The organism is Pseudomonas sp. E102, from assembly GCF_052660185.1.
Genome location: NZ_CP084025.1, coordinates 2,482,115 through 2,508,301, shown reverse-complemented (window position 1 = coordinate 2,508,301; position 26,187 = coordinate 2,482,115). Strand labels below are relative to the sequence as shown.

23 protein-coding genes are annotated in these 26,187 nt (G+C 62.1%); 7 read left to right on the top strand and 16 right to left on the bottom strand.

What is annotated here, in order from left to right:
- Positions 1–153 precede the first annotated feature (153 nt).
- The 3 genes from DOCECA_RS11135 to DOCECA_RS11125 form a co-directional block, all read right to left on the bottom strand.
- Positions 154–789: a hypothetical protein gene (locus DOCECA_RS11135; RefSeq protein ID WP_445571982.1), complete on the bottom strand. Its 636-nt coding sequence runs from the start codon at positions 787–789 to the stop codon at positions 154–156.
- A gap of 11 nt (positions 790–800) precedes the next feature.
- Positions 801–2,027 (bottom strand): RtcB family protein, encoded by a 1,227-nt coding sequence (locus tag DOCECA_RS11130; protein ID WP_434647440.1) that lies wholly within the window; start codon positions 2,025–2,027, stop codon positions 801–803.
- 75 nt (positions 2,028–2,102) lie between these two features.
- On the bottom strand, positions 2,103–3,044 hold the full coding sequence (locus tag DOCECA_RS11125; RefSeq protein WP_420763907.1) for an AraC family transcriptional regulator: 942 nt from the start codon (positions 3,042–3,044) through the stop codon (positions 2,103–2,105).
- A 213-nt stretch (positions 3,045–3,257) separates the two neighbouring features.
- Between DOCECA_RS11125 and DOCECA_RS11120 the strand changes: the two genes are divergently transcribed.
- Positions 3,258–4,031 (top strand): L-iditol 2-dehydrogenase, encoded by a 774-nt coding sequence (locus DOCECA_RS11120; RefSeq protein WP_434605761.1) that lies wholly within the window; start codon positions 3,258–3,260, stop codon positions 4,029–4,031.
- A 195-nt stretch (positions 4,032–4,226) separates the two neighbouring features.
- Complete coding sequence (locus DOCECA_RS11115; protein ID WP_445571981.1) at positions 4,227–5,078, top strand: CAP domain-containing protein; 852 nt, start codon at positions 4,227–4,229, stop codon at positions 5,076–5,078.
- A gap of 104 nt (positions 5,079–5,182) precedes the next feature.
- Here the strand turns inward: DOCECA_RS11115 and DOCECA_RS11110 are convergent, their stop codons facing one another.
- Positions 5,183–6,049 (bottom strand): LysR family transcriptional regulator, encoded by an 867-nt coding sequence (locus DOCECA_RS11110; RefSeq protein ID WP_434676517.1) that lies wholly within the window; start codon positions 6,047–6,049, stop codon positions 5,183–5,185.
- A 101-nt stretch (positions 6,050–6,150) separates the two neighbouring features.
- On the opposite strand from DOCECA_RS11110, the gene DOCECA_RS11105 reads away from it, so the two are divergent.
- The 3 genes from DOCECA_RS11105 to DOCECA_RS11095 are packed head-to-tail and all read left to right on the top strand — an operon-like array spanning position 6,151 to position 9,185.
- Positions 6,151–7,497, top strand: coding sequence for an acyclic terpene utilization AtuA family protein (locus tag DOCECA_RS11105; protein ID WP_445571980.1), 1,347 nt, complete (start codon positions 6,151–6,153; stop codon positions 7,495–7,497).
- Positions 7,497–7,820, top strand: coding sequence for an AtuA-related protein (locus DOCECA_RS11100; protein ID WP_434647447.1), 324 nt, complete (start codon positions 7,497–7,499; stop codon positions 7,818–7,820). Before DOCECA_RS11105 ends, DOCECA_RS11100 begins: the two co-directional genes overlap by 1 nt.
- 54 nt (positions 7,821–7,874) lie before the next feature.
- Positions 7,875–9,185, top strand: coding sequence for a CitMHS family transporter (locus tag DOCECA_RS11095; protein WP_445571979.1), 1,311 nt, complete (start codon positions 7,875–7,877; stop codon positions 9,183–9,185).
- Positions 9,186–9,188: 3 nt separating this feature from the next.
- On the opposite strand, the gene DOCECA_RS11090 is transcribed toward DOCECA_RS11095, so the two are convergent.
- Positions 9,189–10,088 carry an NAD(P)/FAD-dependent oxidoreductase gene (locus tag DOCECA_RS11090; RefSeq protein WP_445571978.1) on the bottom strand — a complete coding sequence of 300 codons (900 nt, stop codon included), beginning with the start codon at positions 10,086–10,088 and terminating at the stop codon, positions 9,189–9,191.
- A gap of 135 nt (positions 10,089–10,223) precedes the next feature.
- On the opposite strand from DOCECA_RS11090, the gene DOCECA_RS11085 reads away from it, so the two are divergent.
- A complete protein-coding gene (locus tag DOCECA_RS11085) occupies positions 10,224–10,673 on the top strand; it encodes an Rrf2 family transcriptional regulator (RefSeq protein WP_434605773.1) in 450 nt (149 codons plus the stop codon).
- Positions 10,674–10,746: 73 nt separating this feature from the next.
- Here the strand turns inward: DOCECA_RS11085 and mqo are convergent, their stop codons facing one another.
- The 11 genes from mqo to pedF all read right to left on the bottom strand — a co-directional run bounded on the left by mqo (position 10,747) and on the right by pedF (position 24,063).
- Complete coding sequence (gene mqo / locus DOCECA_RS11080; protein WP_434647452.1) at positions 10,747–12,390, bottom strand: malate dehydrogenase (quinone); 1,644 nt, start codon at positions 12,388–12,390, stop codon at positions 10,747–10,749.
- Between the two features lie 378 nt (positions 12,391–12,768).
- A complete protein-coding gene (locus tag DOCECA_RS11075; protein WP_434647453.1) occupies positions 12,769–13,974 on the bottom strand; it encodes a DUF1624 domain-containing protein in 1,206 nt (401 codons plus the stop codon).
- A gap of 186 nt (positions 13,975–14,160) precedes the next feature.
- Complete coding sequence (locus tag DOCECA_RS11070; RefSeq protein ID WP_445571977.1) at positions 14,161–15,531, bottom strand: ATP-binding response regulator; 1,371 nt, start codon at positions 15,529–15,531, stop codon at positions 14,161–14,163.
- Complete coding sequence (ercA, locus tag DOCECA_RS11065; protein WP_420764037.1) at positions 15,515–16,672, bottom strand: alcohol dehydrogenase-like regulatory protein ErcA; 1,158 nt, start codon at positions 16,670–16,672, stop codon at positions 15,515–15,517. The genes DOCECA_RS11070 and ercA overlap by 17 nt, the downstream gene beginning before the upstream one ends.
- Before the next feature lie 130 nt (positions 16,673–16,802).
- Positions 16,803–16,874: a pyrroloquinoline quinone precursor peptide PqqA gene (pqqA, locus tag DOCECA_RS11060; protein ID WP_003243383.1), complete on the bottom strand. Its 72-nt coding sequence runs from the start codon at positions 16,872–16,874 to the stop codon at positions 16,803–16,805.
- A gap of 282 nt (positions 16,875–17,156) precedes the next feature.
- On the bottom strand, positions 17,157–18,677 hold the full coding sequence (gene exaC, locus DOCECA_RS11055) for an acetaldehyde dehydrogenase ExaC (protein ID WP_445571976.1): 1,521 nt from the start codon (positions 18,675–18,677) through the stop codon (positions 17,157–17,159).
- A 270-nt stretch (positions 18,678–18,947) separates the two neighbouring features.
- Complete coding sequence (locus tag DOCECA_RS11050; RefSeq protein WP_434605778.1) at positions 18,948–20,723, bottom strand: PQQ-dependent methanol/ethanol family dehydrogenase; 1,776 nt, start codon at positions 20,721–20,723, stop codon at positions 18,948–18,950.
- Positions 20,724–21,003: 280 nt separating this feature from the next.
- Positions 21,004–21,939 (bottom strand): quinoprotein relay system zinc metallohydrolase 1, encoded by a 936-nt coding sequence (locus DOCECA_RS11045; RefSeq protein ID WP_445571975.1) that lies wholly within the window; start codon positions 21,937–21,939, stop codon positions 21,004–21,006.
- Between the two features lie 16 nt (positions 21,940–21,955).
- Positions 21,956–22,711 carry a quinoprotein dehydrogenase-associated SoxYZ-like carrier gene (locus DOCECA_RS11040; RefSeq protein WP_434558882.1) on the bottom strand — a complete coding sequence of 252 codons (756 nt, stop codon included), beginning with the start codon at positions 22,709–22,711 and terminating at the stop codon, positions 21,956–21,958.
- A 9-nt stretch (positions 22,712–22,720) separates the two neighbouring features.
- On the bottom strand, positions 22,721–23,596 hold the full coding sequence (locus DOCECA_RS11035; protein ID WP_445571974.1) for a substrate-binding periplasmic protein: 876 nt from the start codon (positions 23,594–23,596) through the stop codon (positions 22,721–22,723).
- Between the two features lie 5 nt (positions 23,597–23,601).
- Positions 23,602–24,063, bottom strand: coding sequence for a cytochrome c-550 PedF (gene pedF, locus DOCECA_RS11030; protein ID WP_420763890.1), 462 nt, complete (start codon positions 24,061–24,063; stop codon positions 23,602–23,604).
- A 251-nt stretch (positions 24,064–24,314) separates the two neighbouring features.
- On the opposite strand from pedF, the gene exaA reads away from it, so the two are divergent.
- The gene (gene exaA, locus DOCECA_RS11025) at positions 24,315–26,171 is read left to right on the top strand and encodes a quinoprotein ethanol dehydrogenase (protein WP_434558886.1); all 1,857 of its coding nucleotides are present in this window, start codon (positions 24,315–24,317) and stop codon (positions 26,169–26,171) included.
- The last annotated feature ends 16 nt before the right edge of the window (positions 26,172–26,187 follow it).

Below are 26,187 nucleotides of genomic sequence, written 5' to 3'. Positions count from 1 at the left end.
CTTGCTGCCGATGGCCTGCGAAGCAAGCCCCTTAATGGAATCAAGGTAAAGCTCACTCGCCGTTTTGCGGCTGCTGTGCAGCCGAGCGGGAGCAAGCTCCCTCGCCACGGGTTTTGTATAGGCTCGACTATCGGGACGTGTCTCTCCTGGGCCTCAATCCGTCGTGCTCGCCGCCAGCACCCCCAGCGTGCGACGCTCGGGGTTCCAGATACTCAGGCACCAAACGCCCCACCATTCCATGCCATCGTCGAAATAATCACTCCAGGGGTCCCGGGCCGGGTCGGGCTCGTCGCTGGCCAACCCGTTGAAGTTGAAATTATCGACCCAGTCCACCACCACCACGCGGGCATCCGGTGCAAGCCCCAACAGGTCAAGCCATTCCTTGAATAGCGCCTGGGGCGTGTCGTCAACGAAGCGAGTGCCATAGGGTGGCTCGCAGAACGCGTCGTACAAAGCGAAGAATTCCGGGTTTCGCCCGGTCTTTTCAACACTCACCAGTTGAAGGATCTCATCGCGCCCTAGCGCTCTGGGCCGGGCTTTGGCCAAGTCCCAGTTCATGTTTGGAGGCGGGACGTCGGCAACGGACGGATCCACGACCAACTGACGGTGCTGTTCGAGCCATTGAGCCTTGATGTGCTGGAACAGCCGGTCTACCGCCTGGCCATGCAGCGCTTGGTCGACGGTATCAACCGCCTCGGGCGCGAAGACCAGGAAGTCAAACGCGCAACCGGCTTTCTCCATCCGCTGGCGCAACGCATCACTGGCCGACTGTTCAACGATCCTCAACATGACGAGCTCCGCTAACCCTTCACGCACACCACTTGACGCAGTGTATGCAGCACTTCGACAAGTTCACGTTGTGCATGCATTACCTTTTCTATGTCTTTGTAAGCCATGGGGATTTCATCTATCACGGCGACGTCCTTGCGGCACTCGACATGGGCGGTGGCGCGCACTTGGTCGTCGACGGTGAAACGCTTTTTCGCTTCGGTGCGGCTCATGACCCGACCGGCCCCGTGGCTGCACGAACAGAACGATTGCTCGTTGCCCAGGCCCCGGACGATGAAACTTTTGGCGCCCATCGAGCCGGGAATGATGCCCAGTTCGCCTTTTTGCGCCGATACCGCGCCTTTGCGGGTCACCAGCACCTCGCGTCCGAAGTGTCGCTCCCTCTGCACATAGTTGTGATGGCAGTTCACCGCTTCCAGAGCCACATCGAACGGTTTGCTGATCACCTGTCGCGTGGCCTGTATCACGGCATCCATCATCAACGCCCGGTTCTGCCGGGCGAAATCCTGGGCCCAGCCCACCGCTTCGACGTAGTCATCGAAATGTCGGCTGCCTTCTTCAAAATAGGCCAGGTCTCGATCCGGCAGATTGGCGAGGTGTTGGCGCATGTCGGCCTGGGCCAGCTGGATGAACAGGTTGCCGATGGCGTTGCCCACGCCCCGGGAGCCACTGTGCAACATGAACCAGACCCGATTTGCCTCATCCAGGCACACCTCGATGAAATGATTACCGCTGCCCAGGGTCCCGAGGTGCTGGCGATTGTTGGTGCGGGCCAGCTTCGGGTATTTGTCGGTAATCGCCTTGAACCGCGCGGCCAGCGCGGACCACGCCTGGTCCGCGTGCCGTGGGACGTTGCTCCAGGCGCCTTTGTCGCGCCCGCCATGGCTGAGGCTGCGGCCATGGGGCACGGATTTTTCAATGGCGCTACGCAGGGCCTGGAGGTTGTCGGGCAGATCGGCGGCATCCAGTGAAGTACGGGCCGCAATCATGCCGCAACCGATGTCCACCCCCACCGCAGCGGGAATGATTGCCCCCACGGTCGGGATCACGCTGCCTATGGTCGAGCCCTTGCCGAGGTGGACATCGGGCATCACCGCCAAGTGCTTGAAGATAAACGGCATCTTCGCGGTGTTCATCAATTGCTGTCGGGCCTCGGGCTCCACCGGGACGCCCTGGGTCCAGAGCTTGATGGGCTTGCCGTTGGCGACTTCCAGCAGATCGTAGGTATTTTCTTGCATGACCGGAGCACTGTCTGTAGGCGAACCGGCTTGATTGCCGGTTCATGATTTTCGACACCGGCCATGAACGCAGATTCAGGTGCGGTCTGTCGAATGCGATTGCGTGACGGGATGTGGCGAGCCTGCCTCGAGGCTGTGGCGATACTCGCTGGGCGTCTGGTTCATCTCGACGCGAAAGTGCCGATTGAAGTTGGACAGGTTGTTGTAACCGACTTCAAAACAGATGTCGGTCACCGCCATTTCGCTCTGCGACAGCAACCGGCAGGCGCGCTGGACCCGGAGCTTGCGCGTCAGGTCGATGAACCCGTGCCCGGTGATGCGTTTGAAGAACCGAGAGAACCCGGGCTCGCTCATGCCCAGTTGCTGGGCGATCTCTGACACTCTCAGGTCGCCCGTGAGTTCGGCTTGCAGGTATTCGAACGCTTTTTGGATGCGCTCCGAGCTGCGCGCGTCAAGGACCGGCGCATAGCAAGGACTGGCCAGGCATGAGGCCTCGCCGTCGCCGGCATGGCCAAGGGTGTCGAGCAGTTCGAGAAACAGCGCCAGTCGCGCCAGCCCCCTGGCCGGGCCGATCGCTTCGAGCAGTTGCGCGGCACGGCGCGCAGTGCCGCCGCTAAAGGCCAGGCCACGTCTGGCCCGCTCGAACAATCGCTGCAGATCCCCCAGTTCAGGTAAGGTCCGGCGCAACGACAACAGCGTGGCACCGTCGAACTGCAACACCACGTCGCGCCCGACCAACTGCTCCCCGGGTGCGACATCGCCGATCCAGTCGTGAGGCAAATCCGGCCCGATCATCGCCACATGGCCTGGCCCGAAAGGGCCCATGTAGTCACCGACCAGCAATCTGCCGCTGCCCTGGCGGATCAGGTGGATTTCAAACTCCGGATGATGGTTCCAGCGTGCCAGCGGATAGGGATAGTCGTGCTCGTACCAGCGAAAACTGTGCTCGGGCTCGGTCAGGATGACTTCCAGCTCGGCAGGCCGGTGATCGTACAGCAGCGTTCGGTGGTCAGGCATGTCGCGCCTCTTTCTCGTTATTGCGGGCACCTTACGCCGAGTGCCTAGGGCCTCGCCAGCGTCGTCGCGACCGCGCACCGATACTTTTTTAACACGGACGCTGGGGTAGTCGATCGCGTTAAAAAAGTATCAGCTTTCAGCCCCACTGGCGTTTGTCGGCTTCCGCCCGCGCTGCTGTAATCGGTCTGCCCCTAACAATGACAGGACTTCCCCATGAAACGACTGGAAGGAAAAAGCGCCCTGGTGACCGGCGCCGCCCGCGGCATCGGACGCACGTTTGCCCAGGCCTATATCAACGAAGGCGCGACGGTGGCGATTGCCGATATCGACCTCGAGCGTGCCAAAGCCACCGCCACTGAACTGGGCGACAGCGCCTTTGCGGTCAAGATGGACGTGACTGACCAGGCGTCAATCGATGGCGCCATCGACGCAGTCGTGGCCCGTGCGGGCAAGCTGGATATCCTAATCAACAACGCGGCCCTGTTCGACCTCGCGCCCGTCGTCGAAATCACGCGCCAGAGCTACGAACGGCTGTTTTCCATCAATGTCGCCGGCACGTTGTTCACCTTGCAGGCCGCCGCTCGGCAGATGATCAGCCAGGGCCACGGCGGCAAGATCATCAACATGGCAAGCCAGGCCGGCCGGCGCGGCGAGGCCCTGGTGGCGGTCTATTGTGCCTCCAAGGCTGCCGTGATCAGCCTGACCCAGTCCGCCGGGCTGGACTTGATCAAACACCGGATCAACGTCAACGCCATCGCCCCTGGCGTGGTGGACGGCGAACATTGGGACGGCGTCGACGCGCTGTTCGCGCGCCATGAGAACCTGCCGTTGGGAGAAAAGAAGCGGCTGGTCGGGCAACAGGTCCCGTATGGCCGGATGGGCACGGCCCAGGACCTGGTCGGCATGGCGATTTTCCTGGCGTCGGCGGAAAGCGAATACGTAGTGGCACAGACCTACAACGTCGACGGAGGCAACTGGATGAGCTGACGCGCTGGAAGTTTTATGGCCTTGAGACGACGAAAATGGACCTAATCGCCTGAAAATTGATCCGACTACTTGAGGATCGTCCCAAACGGTACCAAACGGTGCCGTTGCAAGGGATTTCAAGAGAGCGTGAATACCGTTGCCCCAGCGGGGCAAAAATTGCGCATCATAGGCGCCGTCCGCTCAAGGGAGATTTACATGCGTGCCATTTTTTCCGTCATGCGTCTTGCCGCGCTGTCGCTGGGACTGGCGTTTGCCACCAGCGCCGCAGCCACCGAGGAGACGCAACTGGTCGAGTCCATCAACCTCTACCGCAGCCAGTCCCAAAGCTGCCCGGGCCAGGCGTCCCTGGAATTGCCACCGCTGGCGATGGATTCGCGGTTGATCCTGTCGGCCAATGGCATCGGCGATCTGCAACAGGCGTTGGCGCGGGCGGCCTACCCGATGGTCAACGTGCAAGCCATCAGCCTGTCCGGGCCGCGCGACGCCCAAGCGGCAATGAAGGCTGTACAGGAAAGCTTTTGCCAAGTTGTGCTGGACCCACAATTTGTCGATATCGGCGTCAGTCGCCTGGACCGTGAGTGGCGCATCGTGCTCGCCCGCCCGCTGTTATCGGCGCGCCTGGGTGATTGGCAGGCCGAAGGGCAGAAATTGCTCAAACTGATCAATAGCGCCCGCGCACAGCCGCGCCGCTGCGGCACCGATGCGTTCAGCGCCACGACGCCGCTGGCCTGGAACGCCACGCTGGCCCTGGCCGCTGTCAATCACACCCGGGCCATGGCCAACAACAATTTCTTCGATCACAAGGACCGTGACGGACGCATGCCGGGCGATCGCGCTGAATTGGCGGGTTACCTGGGCCAGGCCATCGGCGAAAACATCGCCGCCGGCCAGGACACCGCGCTGAAGGTAGTGGACGGCTGGCTGGCAAGTCCGGGGCACTGCGCCAACCTGATGAATCCGCAATATCGCGAACTGGGCGCCGGGTACGCGGTGGACCCGAAGAGCGATGCGGGGATCTATTGGACGGCGATGTTTGGCACTCAGTAATTGTATTGATCGAACTTGCGCCTTCGCGAGCAGGCTCGCTCCCACATGGATTGCGGTTTTCCCCTGTGGAAGCGAGCCTGCTCGCGAAGGCCGCGCATCGGCCCTCATTGCAGCCGCAATACCTGCCGCACATGCCCCATGAACTGGCTCAACGACGGTGACGGGGCTACTGGCTTGCGCTGCAGCAGGCCAATCGAACGTTTTGCCGGTTGATCGATGGCGGTGACGGCGCATTGCTCGCCGATGTTGAACACCGCCGTGCAACTGGCCGGCAACAGCGAAAATCCCAGCCCTTCCCGCACCAAGGCCGTGGCGGTGCTCATATGCGCCACTTCCCAGGCGGGCAACGGATCGACATTCAGGTAACGCAACGCAGCGTCAGCCAACGGCCGGATACTGGTGTCCGGCGTCAGGGCGATATAAGGCTGCTGCGTCCAATCGCGTTGATGATCCTTGTGGCTCAGCAGCACAAGGTTGTCATCCAAAAGGCGCTCGAAGCTCAAGCCAGACAGGTCGTCCGGCAGTGAACTGATGCCGGCATCCACCTCGCCACGCTGCACCCAGCCCATGATTTCCCCCGCTCGGCCATCCAGCAGATGCACGTTCACGCCCGGATGCTCACGCTGGAAAGAAGCGATGACCACCGGCAGGAACGACGCGGCAGCGGTCGGCAACGCTGCGAGCCTGAGCGTGCCCCGGCTCAAGCTGAGGGTGTCGCGGGCGTCGCGCACGGCATCGTCCATGTCCCGAAGCATGCGCCGGGCCTGGGGCAGGAAATGCTCGCCGGCCGGGGTCAGCTCGACGCTGCGGGTGTTTCGCGCGAGCAATTGCAGGCCCATGCTCTCTTCGAGTTTGCGGATGCTGTAGCTCAGCGCCGGCTGGGACAGGTGCAGCTGTTCGGCGGTGCGGGTAAAGCTGGACGTTTCAGCGATCAGGATAAACGCACGCAGCTGGCGGAAGGATACGTTCATGGCCCGCTCATAAAATTATTGGATCAATTGATTCTACCTTTAAAATTCACAGAACAATCCAGCCTCTCCACTATAGGGCCACCCTTCAGTGGAAAACGGACATGACAAAAACAATTCTCGTCGGGTGTGGCGCCGGTTTCGCCAATGACCGGCCAGACGCGGCCCTGCGACTGGCCCAGGACCTGGCACAACGCAGCGGCCAGCGGTACATCATGCTTGAGCTGCTGGCGGAGCGGACCCTGGCCGAAGCGCAACTGCGCAAGCGCCTCGATCCACAGGCCGGTTATTCCGCCCGGTTGTTCGATTTTCTCGAGCCCATGCTGGACCTTTGCATCGAAGCCGGGATCCCGATCATCACCAACGGCGGCGCCGCCAACCCGAGGGCGGCCGCCCAGCGACTGCGCGGTGCATTGGCCGGTCGTTTCCCTGGGCTGAAAATTGCCTGCGTGCTCGGCGACGACCTGCTTGAAGAAACACCGCCGCGCTATAAGCGATGGCTGTCGTCCGATACTCAACAGCCTGTCTCCGTGAACGTCTACACCGGCGCCGACGGTATCGTCCAGGCGTTGACCGGCGGTGCCGGCATCGTTCTTTGTGGCCGTGTAGCCGACCCTTCGCTGGCGGTAGGCGCGATTCGTCATGGGTTGGGTTGGAGCGCCGACGATTGGCAGAAAATCGCCGTCGCCACGGCGGCCGGCCATCTGTTGGAGTGCTGTACCCAGGTCACCGGCGGTTATTTTGCTCATCCCGGGATGAAAGACATTCCAGACCCGGTCAATCTCGGTTGTCCGATTGCCGAAATCCACGAGGACGGCCGCTTGATCCTGGGCAAGACCCGCCACAGCGGCGGCCGGGTCAGCGAGCAGACCGTGAAGGAGCAGCTTCTTTACGAAGTCCACGACCCTCGCCGCTACCTGACGCCGGATGTTGTACTGGATCTGGGCGAAGCACGCGTGCAGGACTTGGGCGACGACCGTGTGGAGATCAGCGGCCTGCTCGGCCATCCGCGTCCTGACACGCTCAAAGGATTGGCGGGCGTGCGTGGCCTCTGGTTCGGCGAGGCGGAAATATCCTATGCCGGCCCCGGCGCCGTGGCGCGTGCGGCATTGGCGCGAGAAATCCTGCTGGAGCGTTTCGACCGGTTGGCGCCAGGCGTACAGCCCTGGATCGATCTTTCCGGCGTCGCCAGCCTGTTCAACGACCAGGGCGGTCGCTATCTGCAAAAGCAACTCGCCCAGGCACCAGCCCTCGAAGATGTGCGCGTGCGCATCGGCCTGACCCACACCGACCGGTCGTTGCTCGAAGTGCTGTTGGCCGAGGTGGAATCGCTCTACACCAACGGGCCAGCCGGCGGCGGTGGCGTTCGGCGACACCTCGTCGAGGCCGTCACCACTCGCAGTTTCCTGCTGCCGCGCGGTGAAATCCATACAACCCTGGAGTGGTACTGATGAACCTCGTCACGCTCGCCGATTTTGCCCACGCCCGTGCCGGCGACAAAGGCAACATTCTCAGCATCGCGGTGTTTCCCCATGACGCGGCCCACTACGCCTGGTTGCTGCGGGAGCTGACCTGCGAACGGGTGGCCGAGCAATTCGCCACGCGGCGGCCTTCCATGGTGCATCGCTATGAACTGCCGAACCTCAATGCACTGAATTTTGTCCTTGAAGACGCCCTGGAGGGCGGCGTGAACCGCAGTTGCGGCCTGGACCGCCACGGCAAGAGCTTGAGCTATCTGCTGTTGGCCCTGCACCTGCCAGGCCCGCGAGACTGATCGATCCTTCGCCCGCCCGAACCATCCGACAAGAATAAAAAGAGAGGCTGCAACATGATTACAACCCTGGGTTTTTTGATGATGCTTGCCATCATCGGACTGATATTGCTGCGCAGGATCAGCCCGGTGGTGGCGTTCACCACCCTCCCCGTGATCGTTTGTCTGCTCGCGGGGTTCAATCTCGGGCAGATCGGCGAATTCATCAAGGCCGGCCTGATCACGGTTGCGCCGACTGCCGCGCTCTTCCTGTTTGCCATCCTGTTCTTTGGCATCATGCGTGACCGGGGATTGTTCGATCCTCTGGTCAACCTGCTGATCCGCAGCACGGGCGGCAAACCCCTGGCTGTGGCGTTGGTGACCGTATTGGTGACGTCGGTGGTGCACCTGGATGGCGTGGGCGCCGCCACGTTCCTGCTGACTATCCCGGCGCTGCTGCCCTTGTACAAACGCTTGAACATGAGCCCGGCGATGTTGCTGTGTCTGGTGGGCACCACGGCGGGCGTCATCAATATGGTGCCTTGGGGCGGCACGACCGCCCGCGCCGCCGCGGTGTCGGGCCTGGACGCCACCGAGCTGTGGCTGGGCTTGCTGCCGGTGCAGATGGTGGGCCTGGTGTGCATGCTTGGGGTGGCGACGATATTGGGTATGCGCGCGCAGCGTCGCCAACCGATGTCTCTGGGGGCGGCGGCCGCAACGTGTGATGTAGACGGTCTGCAAACCCAGGATCGCGAATTCAGCCTCTCCCCCCGGGAGCCGCGCTACTGGCTGAACGTGGCCCTGACCGGTGGCATCCTGGTGTGCCTGTTCACCGGTATTTTCCCTTTGTATGCGTGTTTCATGGTGGGACTGGGCATCGCCCTGCCGCTGAATTTCCCATCCCTGGACGCCCAGGCCGAACGCCTCAAGGCTCATGCATCCGATGCACTGCAGATGGTCCTGGTGATGATGGCTGCCGCCGTCCTGCTGGGCGTGCTCTCCGGCGCGAAGATGTCCGACGGCATGGCCTTGGCGCTGATCGATATCCTGCCCGCGGGTTCTGCCCAATACCTGCACGTGATCGTCGGCTTCTTCGGCGTGCCCCTGGGCATGATTTTTTCGCCGGACGCCTATTATTTCGCCCTGCTACCGGTGATCAGGGACGTGGCCGCCGCGGCCGGCGTTCCCCTCGAAGCGGTCGCCCGGGCCATGTTGATCGGCGAGAACACCGGGTTCTCCATCAGCCCGGTGGTGCCCAGCGTCTACCTGGCGCTTGCGTTGTCCGGCGTCGAACTGCGCAAGCACATGGCCTATACGTTTTTCTGGGCCTGGAGCGTCAGCCTGGTGATGCTCGCTTTCGCCGTGGCAACCGGCGCGGTACAGGTCTGAGTTTCAAGGGTGGGTCTGGAAGATCAACGACCGATGCACCCCGGAGCCCGCCCTCACCCCATCACCAACGGCCAGCGCGACCGAGCCGAACGGCATCGCCGCGTCGCCACAAGCAAACACCCCGGGAATGCTGGTTTCCCGGGTCATCGGGTCGGCCTGGATGAACGCCCCGAGCGGGCCTTCTTCAAAGTTGCAACCCAGGGATCTGGCAAGGGAACTGGCAACGCGGGTATGCGGCAAGACAAACAGGCCTTCAATGGCGATCACTCGCCCGTCCGCCAACACCACATTGGCCCGATCGCCTTCAATACGTTCGACACGTTCCGGCACCAAGGTCACACCGCGTTGCGCCAGGCTGTCCTGTTGCTCACGGTCAGGCTCGAACACACCATTGGTGAAAAACGTCGTCGGGCCCCAGTCGGGCAGCATCAAGGCATGGTGCAGCGACATCGGCGACGTCGCCAGCACACCAATCGGCCTCTGCTCCAATTCATAGCCATGACAGTACGGGCAATGGAAAACGTTTTTTCCCCAACGCTCCCTCAATCCTGGCACATCGGGCAACTCATCGATCACGCCGGTGGCGAGCAACAGGCGTTTGGCACTGTAGCGTTGTCCACGGGCCGTCTCGACGACGAAGCCGTCCGCGTCGCGGGTGGCGTGGATCGCGCTATCCGACAGCCATTCCACGGTCGGGTAAGCCATGAGTTGGGCACGGGCGTCACTGGCAATGTCATCCGGGGCGCGGCCGTCCTGTCCTAGGAAACCATGGGAAGTCGCTGCAAACCGGTTGCGACGCTGGTCGGCGTCGATTACCAGCACCTTTTGACGGGCGCGGGCCAATTGGAGGCCAGCGGACAGGCCGGCGTAGCTGCCGCCAGCGATGATGATGTCGTGTTCCATGGGGCGATCTCCATTTTTCGAAGGAGTGGGATTTTCTCGAAACATCGTATGTTTCTTGAAAAGCGCCTGTCAATGGTCTCGTAACTTTTGCCATTACAGGCGATACTCCGCGCAGATTTACCTTCGGACCCGCCCATGAGAAACGACACCCGCCTATCACGCATGCTGCACGTCTTGATTCATATGGATCGCCACCAGCAATCGGCGACCTCCGACACCCTCGCCCAGATGCTGGGTACCAACCCGGTCGTGGTGCGCCGAACCATGGCGTTGCTCAAGGAACGGGGTTACGTCACTTCGGAGAAAGGCCATCGCGGTGGATGGAGCCTGGCTAAACCGTTGGCGGAGATGACGCTGCTGGACATTCATCAGGCGTTGGGCAGCACGTCGATTTTCGCCATCGGCCTGTCCACTGATCATCCGCAATGCCTGGTTGAACAAGCGGTGAATGCGGCGCTGACGGATGCGTTCGATGAGGCCCAGGCGTTGTTGCTTGAGCGTCTGGGCAGTATCACGTTGGCCCAGTTGGCGGAGGATTTTGATACGCGGTTTCGGGACGAGCCCAAGGTCGAGCGTCACCTCTGATTCCTGGCGCACGCACATAAAAAAGCGCCGCTCAATGAGCGGCGTTTTTTTACCTGACCAGACAGCGTCCGGTTTACAGCGCCATGTCAGCCGCTGGATTGGATTCCCGGGCAGCAGCCGGCTGGGCCGGAGCTACAACGGTGCCAGCCTTGCCGATAGCCGGTGGCGGGTCCAGTTGCAGCACTTCGCTGGTGTAGGCCCATTCCTGCGCAACACGCTCAGGGCTTTCGTTCAGCTTGGTGCCGTAGCTCGGTACGATCTGGCGCAGTTTTTCCTGCCAGGCCGGGGTGGCGACTTTGTCCTTGAAGACTTTTTCAAGCACGGTCAGCATGATCGGCGCAGCGGTCGAGGCACCTGGCGAGGCGCCCAGCAGGCCGGCGATGCTGCTGTCCTGGGAAGCGACGACTTCAGTGCCGAGTTTCAGCACGCCGCCCTTCTCTTCGTCACGCTTGATGATCTGCACGCGCTGGCCGGCTTGCCACAGGCGCCAGTCTTCCTGCTTGGCGTCCGGGAAATACTCTTTCAGAGCATTGAAGCGGTCTTCGTCCGACAGCATCAGCTGACCGGCGAGGTATTCCACCAGCGGGTACTGTTCGATACCGACCTTGGTCATCGGCCACACGTTGTGGGTCGTGGTGCTGGTCAGCAGGTCAAAGTACGAACCGTTCTTCAGGAACTTGGTGGAGAACGTCGCGAACGGGCCAAACAGGATCACGCGCTTGCCATCAAGCACGCGGGTGTCCAGGTGCGGCACCGACATCGGCGGCGCGCCAACCGAAGCCTTGCCGTAGGCTTTGGCCAGGTGCAGCTGAGCGATGGTCGGGTTTTCGGTCACAAGGAACGAACCACCCACCGGGAAACCGGCGTATTCACGGGCTTCTGGAATGTCAGCCTTCTGCAGCAGGTGCAGCGCGCCGCCACCGGCACCGATGAACACGAACTTGGCGTCGGTCTCGGTTTCGGTCCCGTCTTTGAGGTTCTTGTACGAAACGCGCCAGGTGCCGTCTTCGTTGCGGGTGATGTCTTCCACTTCGCTGGAAAGCTTGAGGGAGAAGTTCGGCTTGGATTGCAGGTGAGCTGCGAACTGACGGGTGATTTCGCCGAAGTTCACGTCGGTACCCAGCGGACTCCAGGTGGCCGCGACTTTCTGGCTCGGGTCACGCCCTTGCATCATCAGCGGAACCCATTTACTGATCTGCGCCGGATCCTCGGAGTACTGCATGCCGGCGAACAGCGGGCTGGCCTGGAGCGCGTCGTAGCGCTTCTTCAGGAACGCGATGTTGTCATCACCCCAGACGAAGCTCATGTGCGGCGTGGAGTTGATGAACGAGCGCGGGTTCTTCAGCACACCGTTCTTGACCTGCCAGGACCAGAACTGACGGGAGATCTGGAACGCTTCGTTGATCTCGATGGCCTTGACGATCTCGACCTTACCGTTCTTGTCTTCCGGCGTGTAGTTCAGCTCGGCCAGCGCGGAGTGACCGGTACCGGCGTTGTTCCAGCCGTTGGAGCTTTCTTCGGCAACACCGTCCAGGCGCTCGATCATTTCCATGGTCCAGCCCGGCTCCAGCTCATTGAGCCAGACGCCGAGGGTCGAACTCATGATGCCGCCACCAATGAGCAAGACATCCACTTTTTTCGGCTCGGCGGCGTGCGTGGTCGCAAGACCCATCGCCATCGCCAGGCCCAATAGCGCCGTGTGTGTTTTCTTCAACATGTGTGTATCCCTAGGATGGAACGCCATTCCGTCCTCCGATTTCGTTCAAGCATCAACCACACCCCATTGCGGCAAGGCCGGCGGGCGGGTATCGAGTGGACTGGAGGATGGACCTACAGGGGCCGAGCATATCGGCCTCACATTTATGTCTCTCCGGCGCTGACTTCTTGTAGGTCTTGGCTTCAGCTGGGTGAGGGACACTGCAAAACGGTCTGGATCGGGCCCGGCGTGGCCGTGCCCGATTGTCGCAGCGGGGGGAGTTTACATAATGAACCAAACAGACCGAAGCGTATTTTTACATTCCAGGCAAAAACGCCGACCAAATGGCGGCGTTTTAATGGCTCGGTTGCGTCCCGCTAATATCGCGGTTTCGCCAAATCAGAGGTACTTGAGGAGCGAGATATCGCGACGGCGTTGTTTCAAGGCGGCGAACCAACGTGTTGGAAAAAACAGCACGACGGCCAGCATAACGCTCCACAACCAGACCATTGGCAAGTGATCGAAGCCGAAATACGCGCCCTGGTTGGCTCCCCACAAGGCGACCGCAACCAGGTACATGGCCTTCAGCACGTAGAGGTGCAGCAAGTAGAAAAACATCGGCGCGCCGCCGTAGATCGCCAGTTTCGCGATGCTCCCCCGCTCCTGGGCTTTTTCGAACAGGGCCAGCAGGATCAAGCCCAGCCCCAGCGTCGGCATGAGAAACATCAACGACGGCGGATATTTCGTCGCACTCATGAAACTCATGAATGTGCGCAACCCATCACCGGTCTGGACCCAGGGTTTATCACCGTAGACATTGACATAGCGGATCAACGCGAAGGCGATCAATAAGCCAAGGCCGACCATGAACAACCGCCGCAGGCGCACGGCGGGCTCCACGTCCTTGGCGAACCATGGCCCGATACCCCAACCCAGCAGGATCACGCCGATCCATGGCAGCACCGGATAGGTGGTGCGGGCCCGGGTGAACTCGGTGATGTCGATGAACGCCCGCTGGTGAAGAATCGACCACGGCACGAAAAACGGTGAATCCGGCCCGAGCACGATACCGTCCAGCAGGTTGTGCCCAGCGACGATGGCGACCCCAAGCACAATCAGCCAGCTGCGCTTGAAATGCAGCAGCGCCGCCAGGACGATCATGCAGATCCCGATGCACCAGATCACCTGCAACCACAGCGTCTTCGGCGGAAACTCGGCGTTCCACGCGAAACACACGAACGTCAGTTCCAGAAACACCAGAAACAGACCGCGCTTGAGCAGGAACACCGAGGTCTGGCCGGCGGTGTGTTTCTGGCTGTAGAGCCATGCCGACAAACCGGTAAGGAAGATGAACACCGGCGCGCACAGCGTGCTGAGCAAACGGGTGAAAAACAGGTCCGGGGTCACGCTCAGGGCATCGATCGGATCAGTGACCTGACGATGCAGAAGAAACGTTTCGCGCACATGGTCCACCAGCATCAACAACATGACGAATCCCCTCAGGGCGTCGATGGCGAGCAAGCGTGTGGCGGCTGTTGCGGTGGTGGATGCAAGGGTCGGCGCGATGACAGCGGCTGGGCTTGTCGCGCTTGGGGATAGACTCATAGCGGTACTCGGGCGGTCGTGGTCCGGACAAGGCAGATGAGAACACCTGCCAAATGAAAGCGGATAACATAACACGAATACCTGCAAATGCCTCGTTCTTGTGGGAGCGAGCCTGCTCGCCAAAGCGGCTTGTCAGCCCCATCATTTCCGTTGACCCAGCGGCCACGGGGATCTGTGTACGGCGGCCTATGCGAGCAACTGGCTCAACACCGCCCGCAACTTTCCAGGCTTGACCGGTTTGTTCAGCAGCGGCGCGTTCAGTTTGCGCAAGGCGCGGCGGCATTGGTCGCTGCGGTCGGCAGTGATGATCACGGCGGGAATCGCCCGCTGGAAATGCTCACGCAGATGCCTGACCACCTCGCAGCCGACCACACCATGATCAAGGTGGAAATCCGCCAGGATCAGTTCCGGGGCACGGCCCCGCAGAACGTCGAGGGCAGCGGCTTGATCGGTGGCGGTCAGCACTTCACAACCCCACTGTTCCAGCAGCGCCGCCATGCTTTGCAGAATGCTCACTTCGTTATCGATGACCAACAGCCTTCGACCCGGCAGCGGATTGCCCGCCACTGGCTGGACCGGGACCTGGGACATGGGCAGCGGCCGCTCGGCCGACAGCGGCACGTCGATGCTGAACACCGAGCCGCGTCCCGGCCGCGAACGCACCTGCACCCGATAACCGAGGATATGGGCAATGCGTTCGACGATCGCCAGTCCCAGGCCCACGCCCTTGCGATCCGCCGCACGACCGACGTCCAGTTGGTTGAACTCCAGGAAGATCGACTCCAGGCAATCGGCGGCAATGCCTCGCCCCGTGTCCCAGACTTCCAGACGCAACCGCCCTCCCCGACGCCGAGCCGCCAGCAGGATGCCGCCCCGGTCGGTGTATCGGCAGGCGTTGCTGAGCAGGTTGCGCAGGATGCGAGTGATCAATCGCAGATCCGTCAGTACCGCGTCATCGGCAAACCGCACGCGCAATTCCAGGCCCGCGGCACCGGCCACCGATTGGAACTCGGACACCAGCGGCGCGAGTAGCTCATCCACTCGATAAGGCGCCAGGTCCGGCCTGACAGCAGCTTGATCCAGGCGGGAGATGTCCAGCAGGTCAGTGAGCAAATCCTCGGCGCCTTCGAGCGCCTGGTGGGTCCGCTCCACCAGTACGTGTTCCGGGGCGGGCAGTTGCCGCTCGCGCAACGTCGCAATCAGCAAGCGCGCGGCGTTGAGTGGTTGCAGCAGGTCATGGCTGGCGGCGGCCAGGTATTTGTCCTTGCTGCGGTTGGCCGCCTGGGCGGCGTCCCGGGCATCTCGCAGCTGTTGCTCGACCAGCTCGCGCTGGGCAATTTGCTTCTGCAGGTTGTGATTGGCCTCCAGCAACGCATCGGTGCGTTCGGCCACCCGTTGTTCCAGTTGATCATTGAGCTGTTGAAGGTGCCGTCGGGCCTGCTCCAGCTCATCGAGGCGCGCCGCCAGTTCAGGGTAGTGGCTTTTGCGTGTCGAGTGGTTGCCCAGCCCCAGCAAGCCTGCCAGGGCTTTTTGCTGCTCCTCAGAGGGCTTCGCCATAGACGACCTCGACATCCCGCTGGCTCGACTCTCGAGGGTTGGTGAGGATGCACGGATCGTCCATCGCATGTTGCGACAAGAATGGAATGTCCGACGTGCTGACGCCATGCAGTCCGAGGGTTTCATGGAAGCCGATGGTGTGCTTGAGGGCGATCAGGTGCTCCACCAACCGGGTGCGGATCTGCCGATGGTTGAGGCCCCGGCAATCGATGCCCAGGGTCTCGGCAATCACTTTGAAACGCTCCGGTGCCGAGGTGTAGTTGAACGCCACCACATGTTCCACCAACACTGCGTTGCACAACCCATGGGGCAGATCGAGGAAGCCACCCAGGCTGTGGGACATCGCATGCACGGCGCCGAGGATCGCATTGGAAAATGCCAACCCGGCCTGCATGCTGCCGAGCATGATCTTCTCCCGCAGGGCGACGTCCGCCGGGTTGGCGATCATCTGCACCAGGTTGTTGTTGATCAGCCGCATTGCCTCCAGGGCATGGGGATCGGTCAGCGGCCCGTGGCCCGTGGAGACGAACGCCTCGATGGCGTGCACCAGGGCGTCGATACCGGTACAGGCGGACAGGAACGGGTCCATGCTCAGGGTGGTTTCCGGGTCGATCAGCGACACGTCCGGCACCGCCGCCTTGCTGACGATGGAAAATTTCATGCGTTCCTGCTGGTTGGAAATGATGACGAACTGCGAGACGTCGGCCGAGGTGCCGGCGGTGGTGGGAATGAGGATCAGCGGCGGGCTGGGCACGTGCAGCGTATCCACGCCTTCGAATTCAAGGATGCTGCGGCCATGGGCAACCACGATCCCGATCGCCTTGCCACAGTCCATGGGGCTGCCGCCACCGACCGCGACGATGACGTCGCAATGGTTCTCGCGGTACGTCTCGGCACCGAGCATCACTTCCTCGACCCGTGGGTTGGGCGAGACGTCGCTGTAGAGGCAGTAATCGATGCCCTGGGCTTGCAGGCTGGCTTCGACATCGCCGACCCAACCGGCGGCGATGACCCCGGGATCAGTCACCACCAACACCTTGCGCGCGCCGAAGGTCTTGGCGTAGTTGCCGACGTTGTGCCGACATCCTGCGCCGAACATGATTTCAGGGGAAACGAACTTGCGCAGCGGGCTGAGGCTCATTTTTTCAGGGGGGCTCATCGGTAAGCCTGTTGTTATTGTCATGGGATACGTTGAGCCTAAAGCATCCCGCCATGAATGCAATCCGACCAATGGGGAGCCCGGCCCGAACGCATCAGGCCGGGCCGGCGCCTCATCGGTTAGCGAAGTACATCGTCACTTCAAAGCCGATACGCAGGTCGGTGTACGCGGGTTTAGTCCACATGGGTCTTTACTCTTCTTGTACCGGGCGATTCCGGCAAGGTCATTAATGCACGCCGCGCCCAAGGCTCGAATGCTACTTTCGAAGCGGTGGGTGGGGTGCGTTGGTACTACTGGAGCAGCGAGCACTTGTGGCGAGGGAGCTTGCTCCCGCTGGGCTGCGCAGCAGCCCCAAATAAGCAGCCACACAATCAATATGTGCATCAAGGAAAGGGCCGCTTCGCGGCCCAGCGGGAGCAAGCTCCCTCGCCACAGGGTCACTGCAACTGCTTGTTATCTCCCAGGGTCAGAAGAACCCCAGCGGATTGATGTCATAGCTCACCAGCAAATTCTTGGTCTGCTGGTAATGGTCGAGCATCATCTTGTGGGTTTCACGCCCGACGCCGGATTTCTTGTAGCCACCGAACGCCGCATGAGCCGGGTACAGGTGGTAGCAGTTGGTCCAGACGCGACCGGCCTTGATCGCCCGGCCCATGCGGTAGGCGCGGTTGATGTCGCGGGTCCAGAGGCCGGCACCGAGGCCAAACTCGGTGTCGTTGGCGATCGCCAGGGCTTCGGCTTCGTCCTTGAAAGTGGTCACGCCCACCACCGGCCCGAAGATCTCTTCCTGGAACACGCGCATCTTGTTGTGGCCCTTGAGCAGGGTCGGCTGGATGTAATAGCCGCTCGACAAGTCTCCTTCAAGGCATTCGGCCGCGCCGCCGGTAAGCAGTTCGGCGCCCTCTTGCCGGGCGATGTCCAGGTACGAAAGAATTTTGTCGTATTGCTGCTGGGACGCTTGGGCACCGACCATGGTCTCGGTGTCCAGCGGGTTGCCGCGCTTGATCCTGGCGATTTTCTTCATGACCTCGGCCATGAACGGCGCATAGATCGATTCCTGCACCAAGGCACGGGATGGGCAGGTGCAGACTTCGCCCTGGTTGAAGAACGCCAGCACCAGGCCTTCCGCCGCTTTCTCAATGAACGCCGGCTCGGCTTGCATGATGTCTTCGAAGAAGATATTCGGCGACTTGCCGCCCAGTTCCACGGTGGACGGGATGATGTTCTCGGCCGCGCACTTCATGATGTGCGAACCCACCGGTGTGGAGCCGGTGAAGGCAATCTTGGCGATGCGCTTGCTGGTGGCCAGGGCCTCACCGGCCTCGCGGCCAAAACCATGGACGATGTTCAACACGCCGGCCGGCAGCAGATCGGCGATCAGCTCGACGAACACCGTGATCGACAGCGGCGTCTGCTCCGCCGGCTTGAGCACGATGCAGTTACCGGCGGCCAGGGCCGGGGCGAGTTTCCAGGCGGCCATCAGCAGCGGGAAATTCCACGGGATAATCTGCCCGACCACGCCCAGCGGCTCGTGGAAATGGTAGGCGGTGGTCAACTCGTTGATCTCGGCGGCCCCGCCCTCTTGCGCGCGAATGCAGCCGGCAAAGTAGCGAAAATGGTCGGCTGACAACGGTACGTCGGCGTTGAGGGTTTCGCGCACGGCCTTGCCGTTGTCCCAGGTCTCGCTGACCGCCAGGATTTCCAGGTGCTGTTCGATGCGGTCAGCGATTTTCAGCAGGATCAGGGAGCGGTCCTGGACCGACGTCTTGCCCCAGGCATCGGCGGCGGCATGGGCCGCGTCCAGGGCCTTGTCAATGTCGGCGGCGCTGGAGCGCGGAAACTCGCCGATGACTTCGCCACTGACCGGCGAAGTGTTGGTGAAATACTCGCCGTGGACCGGCGCGACGAACTCGCCGCCGATGAAATTGCCATAGCGCGGCTTGAAGGAAACGACGGCGCCTGGGGTTCCGGGTTGTGCGTAGATCATGATGGGCCTCTGCCTGGTCGATGCCTGTCGCGGGACAGGCGATAGGCCGATGGTAGAGAGCCCCGCGCGGTGGACGAATGCGTCATTGGCAGGGGGCTCTCTCGTTATTTGGTCGTAGGTTTGTAAGCGATAAGCGCAAGTTCAAGGCCGGCGCAGGCCCTTGTGGCGAGGGAGCTTGCTCCCGCTGGAGTGCGCAGCACTCCCCGCTTTTGGCGGCTGCTGCGCAGCCGAGCGGGAGCAAGCTCCCTCGCCACGGTTCTCGGCAAGGTTTTAACGCTTGGCGACAAGTTCCTTCGGCAACTTGAAGGTCCAGAGCATGCCGCCCTGGTTGAAGTCCTTCACGCGCTTGGCCACTTCACCGCCCCAAAGCGGCACCGCACCGCCCCAACCAGAGACCACGGAGACGTACTGTTCGCCGTCCATTTCCCAGGTGATCGGCGAGCCCAGCACGCCGGAGCCGGTCTGGAATTCCCAGACCTTTTCCCCAGTCTTGGCGTTGAACGCCTGCAAGAAACCTTCAGGCGTACCGGTGAATACCAGATTGCCCTTGGTGGTCAGCACCCCGCCCCACAGCGGCGCGAAGTTCTTGTGGCGCCACACTTCCTTGCCGGTTTTCGGGTCTATGGCCCGCAGCACGCCGATGTAATCCTCGTTCAGCGGCTTGATGGTGAACCCAGCGCCGAGAAACGCCGCGCCTTTCTTGTAAGCGATGCCTTCGTTCCAGATGTCCATGCCCCACTCGTTGGATGGCACGTAGAACAGACCGGTGTCCTGGTTGTAGGCCATCGGCATCCAGTTCTTCGCGCCGAGGAATGCCGGAGCGACAAAGACTGAGCTGCCCTTGGCCTCGCTGCCCGGCGCACCCGGACGGCTGGCCTCGTTGTAAATCGGACGGCCATCCTTGTCCAGGCCCGTGGCCCAGGTGATCTTGTCGACGAATGGGAAGCCGCGGATGAACTTGCCGTTGGTGCGGTCGAGCACGTAGAAGAAGCCGTTACGGTCGGCGGTCGCCGCCGCCTTGATGTCTTTGCCGCCGTCCTTGTAGTTGAACGAGATCAGCTCGTTGACGCCGTCATAGTCCCAACCGTCATGGGGCGTGCTCTGGAAGTGCCATTTGATGGTGCCATCGTCCGGGTTCAGGGCCAGGCGCGACGACGAATAAAGGTTATCGCCAGGGCGCAGGTGGGAGTTCCACGGTGCCGGGTTGCCGGTGCCGAACAGCAGCAGGTTGGTCTCCGGGTCGTAGTAGCCGCCCAGCCAAGGCGCGGCGCCGCCGGTTTTCCAGAGATCGCCCGGCCAGGTCTTGCCCGCCTCGCCGCCGGAAATACCGTTCTCCACGGCCTTGCCGTCCTTGTAGACGTAGCCCATGTGGCCTTCAACGGTCGGCCGGGTCCACAGCAACGCGCCATTTTTCGGATCGAATGCGGTGATCTGGCCGACCACGCCGAATTCGCCCCCCGCCACGCCGGTGATGAGCTTGCCATTCACAACCATTGGCGCGGCGCTGATGGAATAGCCTTCCTTGTGGTCGGCGACCTTCTTGCTCCACACCACTTTGCCGGTGTCCTTGTTCAGGGCCACCAGCTTGGCGTCCAGCGTGCCGAAGAACACCAGGTCGCCATACAACGCCACGCCCCGGTTGATCACGTCGCAGCAAGGGCGGATGTCATCGGGCAAGCGCGCGTCGTATTGCCAGAGCTTCCTGCCGGTGCGCGCATCCACCGCAAACACCCGAGAGTAGGAGCCGGTGAGGTACATCACCCCGTCCTTGATCATGGGCTGGGCCTGTTGACCGCGCTGCTTTTCACCGCCGAAAGAGAACGCCCAGACCGGACGCAGGTCCTTGATGTTATCGACATTGAGGGCATCGAGCGGGCTGTAGCGCTGGCCCTGCACGCCCAGGCCGTTGGTCACGACCTGCTGCGGATTCTTCGGATCCTGGAGAATTTCCTGGTCGGTCACGGCGGCCAAGGCCGAGCCGGACAGCAGCATGGCACTGAGCAGCAGGCTTACGGCGAAGGGCTGGCGACGTGCGGGATGAATCATGGCGGCTACCTCTGCGGTTATTGTTATACCCGGGAAAATTTCCCGGTCTGTCGCAGATTCTTGGGCCGGGGGCCGCCGCCAACAATTGCCCGCTGTGTTGAGTTTTCTAGTTCCTTGGTACACATAGAGGTAAGCAAATACCCCGTGGCGAGGGAGCTTGCTCCCGCTGGGCTGCGCAGCAGCCCTTCTGTTGTCCCCCTGGTTATCAATGTTGACTGGCTATCTTAGGGCCGCTGCGCGCCCCAGCGGGAGCAAGCTCCCTCGCCACGGGGATGTGTGATCAGTCAGGGTTTCGGGTATCCACCCGCGTCATCCCCGCCCGCTCATAACGCGGGTAAAGATGACTGACGCTGCGGATCAACTCATACCGGCTCAAGCTGATCCCGGCGAAGCGCTCGGGGATGGGGCTGCGGATCATTTCGGCCATGTCGTCGCCCCGGGCGGCGCCCTCGCGCATCAGTTGATCGAGCCAGCCCAGGTAGTCGTGCATCTGTGCGAAAGGCCGGGCGTCGATGGCCACCGGGCCGTGGCCGGGGACGATCTGCTTCCAGGGCAGCGCCTGCAGCGTGTTCAGATCGTTGAGCCAGATATCCAGGCCGGGGCTGTTCGGGGTGGTCAGGGCCCGTTCATAAAACACCAAATCACCGGCAAACAGCACGCCGGTGGTTTCATCGAGGATCGCCAGGTCCGCCCCGGTGTGCCCGGCCAACGCAAGCAGGCGCAGCGAGTGATCGCCGACCTTCAGCGTACCGGGGGTCAGCGCCTGGGTCGGCAAAACCACTTCGGTGCCGCGCATCCAGTCGCCCACCAGCCGGTACATGTTTTCCGCCATCGCATCGCCCTGCTGTCGCAGCAGGTCCGCAGTGCCCGCCAGCGCACCAACAGGCACGCCGTTGAAGGCCTGGTTGCCCAGCACATGATCGGGGTGATGGTGGGTCAGCAGCACCTGGATCACCGGTTTGTCCGTCGTCGCCGCGATGGCCTGGCGCAGCGCCTCGCCGTAACGCTTGGACGGGCCGGTGTCGATGACCACCACCCCGACGTCGGTGACGATGAACGCCGTGTTGACGATGTTGCCACCGTTGGCCTTGGCGAAATTATCCGTGCTGCCTTCCAGCAGCCAGGTGCCCTCGGCGATCTGCCGGGGCTTGAGGGAATAATCGGAGGACCACGCCGGCAGGCACAGTCCAAGACAGATCAGCAACAACCAGCGCATGGCGCGCTCCTTGTGGTCAGGGAATGGCCGCCTCGAATTCGTTGCCGCTGTTGTCTCGCAGCACCAGGCGGGTCTGTCCCGGGCCTTGGATGTCGAAGCCCAGGTTGGGGTTTTCACTGACCGCCGGGAACAGCTCCAGGCGCGCCAGCAGCTTGCCGTCAGCGTCCAACAGTTGCGCCTGGTTGAGGAAAAACTCAGGGATGCCGCTCACCAGGCCGTTGTCCATGGGATGGGCTATCTGCAAGCGCAGGCGATTCGAGTCCCCACGCGGGTAGCGCCCGCCCAGCACTTCGCCCAGGTGTTCTTCCCAACCCGGTTGGGTGCGCACCACGCTGGGCGCCGTGCAACCACCACCGGCCGCGTCGATCAACGCCGAGCCAACGTGCCACAGGCCGTCGCGGGTCTGTACGGCGGCACGTAACGGCGTGGCCTGCTCGATACGAATGCGGATCGACAGCCACGGCAGCACCCGCTCCGAAGGTTGGAAGTCGACGATTTTCGGCAGTGGGTTGAGCTCGGCCCACGCCAGCACTCGTACGACATCGCCGGTGAACGCCCTGGCATCGATTTCCAGCGGCACCTGCCGCGCATCTTCGGCAAAAGGTGGCGCCAGCAGCCGCACCCGGTCGTCGAAAACGAACGGTGCGTCAGCCAGCAATTGCTTGTGATAGAAGGCCCACATCACCGATGGCACCGGATCCTTTCCCGGCTCGATTGCGCTCACCATCAATGGCAGCCAGCCCAACAGCAGCCCCAACACACGCCAGTTCATCCTGCGCTCCTATTGGTACATTTGCGGTACTTCGTAGCGCAGACCATAGCGGGCATACACCGCCTTGAGGCTGCCGTCGCGAATCAAGCCTTCCAGCGCCTCCTCCACCGCATAGGCCAGCTGACGGTTGCTTTCATGCACCGCCATGCCGATCTCCCAGCGCTGCTTACCCATGTTCGGATAAGCGTTTTCAGCGAGGGCCAACTGCGAGTCGGCAGCCTGATGCACTTGCCAGTCGATCTCGCCGCGCATCGCCATGACCGCATCGACTTCGCCGGCCTGCATGGCCCCGAAGGCTTTGGCAGCGCTGGGGTAATGGCGGGTCTTGGCACTGAGCATGCCGTTGAACACCGAGGTCAGGTAGAACGATGGCACGCTGTCGACTTCGACGCCGATGGGGTGCCGCTGGAACACCGCGACACTGCCCACCGACGCCAATCGACGGCGGTCATACGCCACCTGCCAGCACTCCTGCTGATATGGCCCGAACATCACGACCTGGGCGTTTTCCCGTTCGCCAATGTCGTTGCGCCGCTGCACATAGTCGTGATCGTACGGCACTCGCATCATCAGGTCGGCCAGTTGCCGGTCGTGCAGCGGACTGCTGCGCCATATGTAGTCGCGCAGGTCATCGTCGAGCTTCTCGCCAGGTGGCGCCCACATCAGTTTCAGCCGCACGCCCATGGCCTTGGCCAAGGCCTGGGCCAATTCAACGTCGACGCCCCTGGGCTGGCCCTGGTCTTCGAAACTGTAGGGGGCAAAGTCCTTGTAGACCGCGACCTTCAATTCGCCGTCGGCGATCATCTGGTCATAGCCGCGGACCTGCGCCTGCACCGCCGAGCCCCACAGCAACAGGCTGCACATCACCCAGGCGAACAGGCGCATGGCGGTCACTCCTCGACGTGTACGCTGTCCAGATAGGTCCGCACCGCCCACAGCGCTTCCTGGCTCAGGTAGTCGGCCATCTTCGGCATATAGACCCGGCCGTCGCGCACCGCGCCATGGCGCACCCGTTCGACGAACCATTCGTCACCGGCTTCGGCGGCATCGAGCATGCGCAAGTCCGGGGCGATCCCGCCGGACTTGGCTTCCAGGCCATGGCAGGCCGCGCAGTTCTGGTTGTACGCCGATGCGCCGATTTCGACTGCTTTGTCCCGTTCGGGAGCATTGCGATAGGGGTTTTGCGAGGCCCAGCCATCGGCATCCAACGGCAGGTTGGTGTCTTTGATCGGAGTCAGTCCCTGGGTTTCCACTGCCTGGGGCACTACGTTGCCATGGGCCCATGCGGAGCCTGCGCCGGTCAGCCCCATCAGCAATGCGGTAGCGATGATGGCGTTGCGTTTTGTTGTCATTGTTATGCCCTCGAAATTGCACGCAAGACCTCTTCGCAGAGGCCGTGCCGTCATCTTAGGAACCGTCTGCCGCCAACCGAATGCTGCTTTGGTGGTCGCGGTCTAGTTCCTTGGTAGCAGGCCATCCGACGCTAGTCGCAAAGACAGGCGCCCTGGGAAGTTTTCCCGGCAAGGGCGGGACTTTTTCCGTATCGGACCAGGGGGGCGAGACCCGACCCTAGTCAGGCCAAAACCTCACTGGGAATCCCACCATGACAATAAAAACGCTTCCTGCCCTCTCGTCCCTGACCGTTGCCTTGCTGCTGGCCGGCAGCCTGTCCCTGGGCCCACAGGCCAACGCCGCCGTTACCTGGGAAGACATCGCCAACGATCACCTGACCACCAAGGACGTGTTGCAATACGGCATGGGCACCAACGCCCAGCGCTGGAGCCCGCTGGCCCAGGTCAACGACAAGAACGTCTTCAAGCTGACCCCGGCCTGGTCCTATTCCTTCGGCGACGAGAAGCAACGCGGCCAGGAATCCCAGGCCATCGTCAGCGACGGCGTGGTCTACGTCACCGGCTCGTACTCACGGGTGTTCGCCCTCGACGCCAGGACCGGCAAGCGCCTGTGGACCTACAACCACCGCCTGCCGGACAACATCCGTCCATGCTGCGACGTGGTTAACCGGGGCGCGGCCATCTATGGCGACAAGATCTACTTCGGCACGCTGGACGCCCGGGTCGTCGCCTTGGACAAAAACACTGGCAAGGTGGTGTGGAACAAGAAGTTCGGCGATCACGCCGGCGGGTACACCATGACCGGCGCCCCGGTGCTGATCAAGGACAAGACCAGCGGCAAGGTTTTGCTGATCCATGGCAGCTCCGGCGACGAGTTCGGCGTGGTCGGGCAATTGTTCGCCCGCGATCCTGACACCGGTGAAGAAGTCTGGATGCGCCCCTTCGTCGAAGGCCACATGGGGCGGCTAAACGGCAAGGACAGCACCCCGACCGGCGACGTCAAGGCGCCGTCCTGGCCCGACGACAAGACCACCGAGACCGGCAAGGTCGAGGCCTGGAGCCACGGCGGCGGCGCGCCCTGGCAAAGCGCCAGTTTCGATCCCGAGACGAACACCATCATCGTCGGCGCGGGCAACCCCGGCCCGTGGAACACCTGGGCGCGCACGGCGAAGGACGGCAACCCCCACGATTACGACAGCCTCTACACCTCCGGGCAGGTGGGCGTCGACCCCAGCACCGGTGAAGTGAAATGGTTCTACCAGCACACGCCCAACGATGCCTGGGACTTTTCCGGCAACAACGAACTGGTGCTGTTCGACTACAAGGACAAGGACGGCAAAATGGTCAAGGCCACCGCCCACGCCGACCGCAACGGCTTCTTCTACGTGGTGGACCGCAACAACGGCAAACTGCAGAACGCCTTTCCCTTTGTCGACAACATTACCTGGGCCAGCCACATCGACCTGAAGACTGGCCGCCCGGTGGAAAACCCTGGCCAGCGTCCGGCCAAGCCATTGCCCGGTGAAACCAAGGGCAAGCCGGTGGAAGTCTCACCGCCATTCCTCGGTGGCAAGAACTGGAACCCCATGGCCTACAGCCAGGACACCGGGCTGTTCTACGTACCGGGCAACCAGTGGAAAGAGGAGTACTGGACCGAGGAAGTCAGCTACAAGAAAGGCTCGGCTTACCTGGGCATGGGCTTTCGAATCAAGCGCATGTATGACGACCACGTCGGCAGCCTGCGAGCCATGAACCCCACCACCGGCAAGGTGGTGTGGGAGCACAAGGAGCCTCTGCCACTGTGGGCCGGTGTGCTGGCGACCAAGGGCAACCTGGTCTTCACCGGTACTGGGGATGGCTTCTTCAAGGCCTTCGACGCGAAAACCGGCAAAGAGCTGTGGAAGTTCCAGACCGGCAGCGGCATTGTCTCCCCGCCCGTCACTTGGGAGCAGGACGGCGAGCAATACATCGGCGTGACCGTTGGCTACGGCGGCGCCGTACCGTTGTGGGGCGGAGACATGGCCGAACTGACCAAGCCGGTGGCCCAGGGCGGTTCGTTCTGGGTGTTCAAGATTCCGAGTTGGGATAAGGCGACGGCGCAGAAATAACCCTGACCTCCACCAC

Bases quoted from the DNA above. Each gene is read 5' to 3' on its own strand.
- DOCECA_RS11135 (WP_445571982.1), bottom strand. From the start codon at position 789: ATGTTGAGGATCGTTGAACAGTCGGCCAGTGATGCGTTGCGCCAGCGG.
- DOCECA_RS11130 (WP_434647440.1), bottom strand. From the start codon at position 2,027: ATGCAAGAAAATACCTACGATCTGCTGGAAGTCGCCAACGGCAAGCCC.
- DOCECA_RS11125 (WP_420763907.1), bottom strand. From the start codon at position 3,044: ATGCCTGACCACCGAACGCTGCTGTACGATCACCGGCCTGCCGAGCTG.
- DOCECA_RS11120 (WP_434605761.1), top strand. From the start codon at position 3,258: ATGAAACGACTGGAAGGAAAAAGCGCCCTGGTGACCGGCGCCGCCCGC.
- DOCECA_RS11115 (WP_445571981.1), top strand. From the start codon at position 4,227: ATGCGTGCCATTTTTTCCGTCATGCGTCTTGCCGCGCTGTCGCTGGGA.
- DOCECA_RS11110 (WP_434676517.1), bottom strand. From the start codon at position 6,049: ATGAACGTATCCTTCCGCCAGCTGCGTGCGTTTATCCTGATCGCTGAA.
- DOCECA_RS11105 (WP_445571980.1), top strand. From the start codon at position 6,151: ATGACAAAAACAATTCTCGTCGGGTGTGGCGCCGGTTTCGCCAATGAC.
- DOCECA_RS11100 (WP_434647447.1), top strand. From the start codon at position 7,497: ATGAACCTCGTCACGCTCGCCGATTTTGCCCACGCCCGTGCCGGCGAC.
- DOCECA_RS11095 (WP_445571979.1), top strand. From the start codon at position 7,875: ATGATTACAACCCTGGGTTTTTTGATGATGCTTGCCATCATCGGACTG.
- DOCECA_RS11090 (WP_445571978.1), bottom strand. From the start codon at position 10,088: ATGGAACACGACATCATCATCGCTGGCGGCAGCTACGCCGGCCTGTCC.
- DOCECA_RS11085 (WP_434605773.1), top strand. From the start codon at position 10,224: ATGAGAAACGACACCCGCCTATCACGCATGCTGCACGTCTTGATTCAT.
- mqo (WP_434647452.1), bottom strand. From the start codon at position 12,390: ATGTTGAAGAAAACACACACGGCGCTATTGGGCCTGGCGATGGCGATG.
- DOCECA_RS11075 (WP_434647453.1), bottom strand. From the start codon at position 13,974: ATGAGTCTATCCCCAAGCGCGACAAGCCCAGCCGCTGTCATCGCGCCG.
- DOCECA_RS11070 (WP_445571977.1), bottom strand. From the start codon at position 15,531: ATGGCGAAGCCCTCTGAGGAGCAGCAAAAAGCCCTGGCAGGCTTGCTG.
- ercA (WP_420764037.1), bottom strand. From the start codon at position 16,672: ATGAGCCTCAGCCCGCTGCGCAAGTTCGTTTCCCCTGAAATCATGTTC.
- exaC (WP_445571976.1), bottom strand. From the start codon at position 18,677: ATGATCTACGCACAACCCGGAACCCCAGGCGCCGTCGTTTCCTTCAAG.
- DOCECA_RS11050 (WP_434605778.1), bottom strand. From the start codon at position 20,723: ATGATTCATCCCGCACGTCGCCAGCCCTTCGCCGTAAGCCTGCTGCTC.
- DOCECA_RS11045 (WP_445571975.1), bottom strand. From the start codon at position 21,939: ATGCGCTGGTTGTTGCTGATCTGTCTTGGACTGTGCCTGCCGGCGTGG.
- DOCECA_RS11040 (WP_434558882.1), bottom strand. From the start codon at position 22,711: ATGAACTGGCGTGTGTTGGGGCTGCTGTTGGGCTGGCTGCCATTGATG.
- DOCECA_RS11035 (WP_445571974.1), bottom strand. From the start codon at position 23,596: ATGCGCCTGTTCGCCTGGGTGATGTGCAGCCTGTTGCTGTGGGGCTCG.
- pedF (WP_420763890.1), bottom strand. From the start codon at position 24,063: ATGACAACAAAACGCAACGCCATCATCGCTACCGCATTGCTGATGGGG.
- exaA (WP_434558886.1), top strand. From the start codon at position 24,315: ATGACAATAAAAACGCTTCCTGCCCTCTCGTCCCTGACCGTTGCCTTG.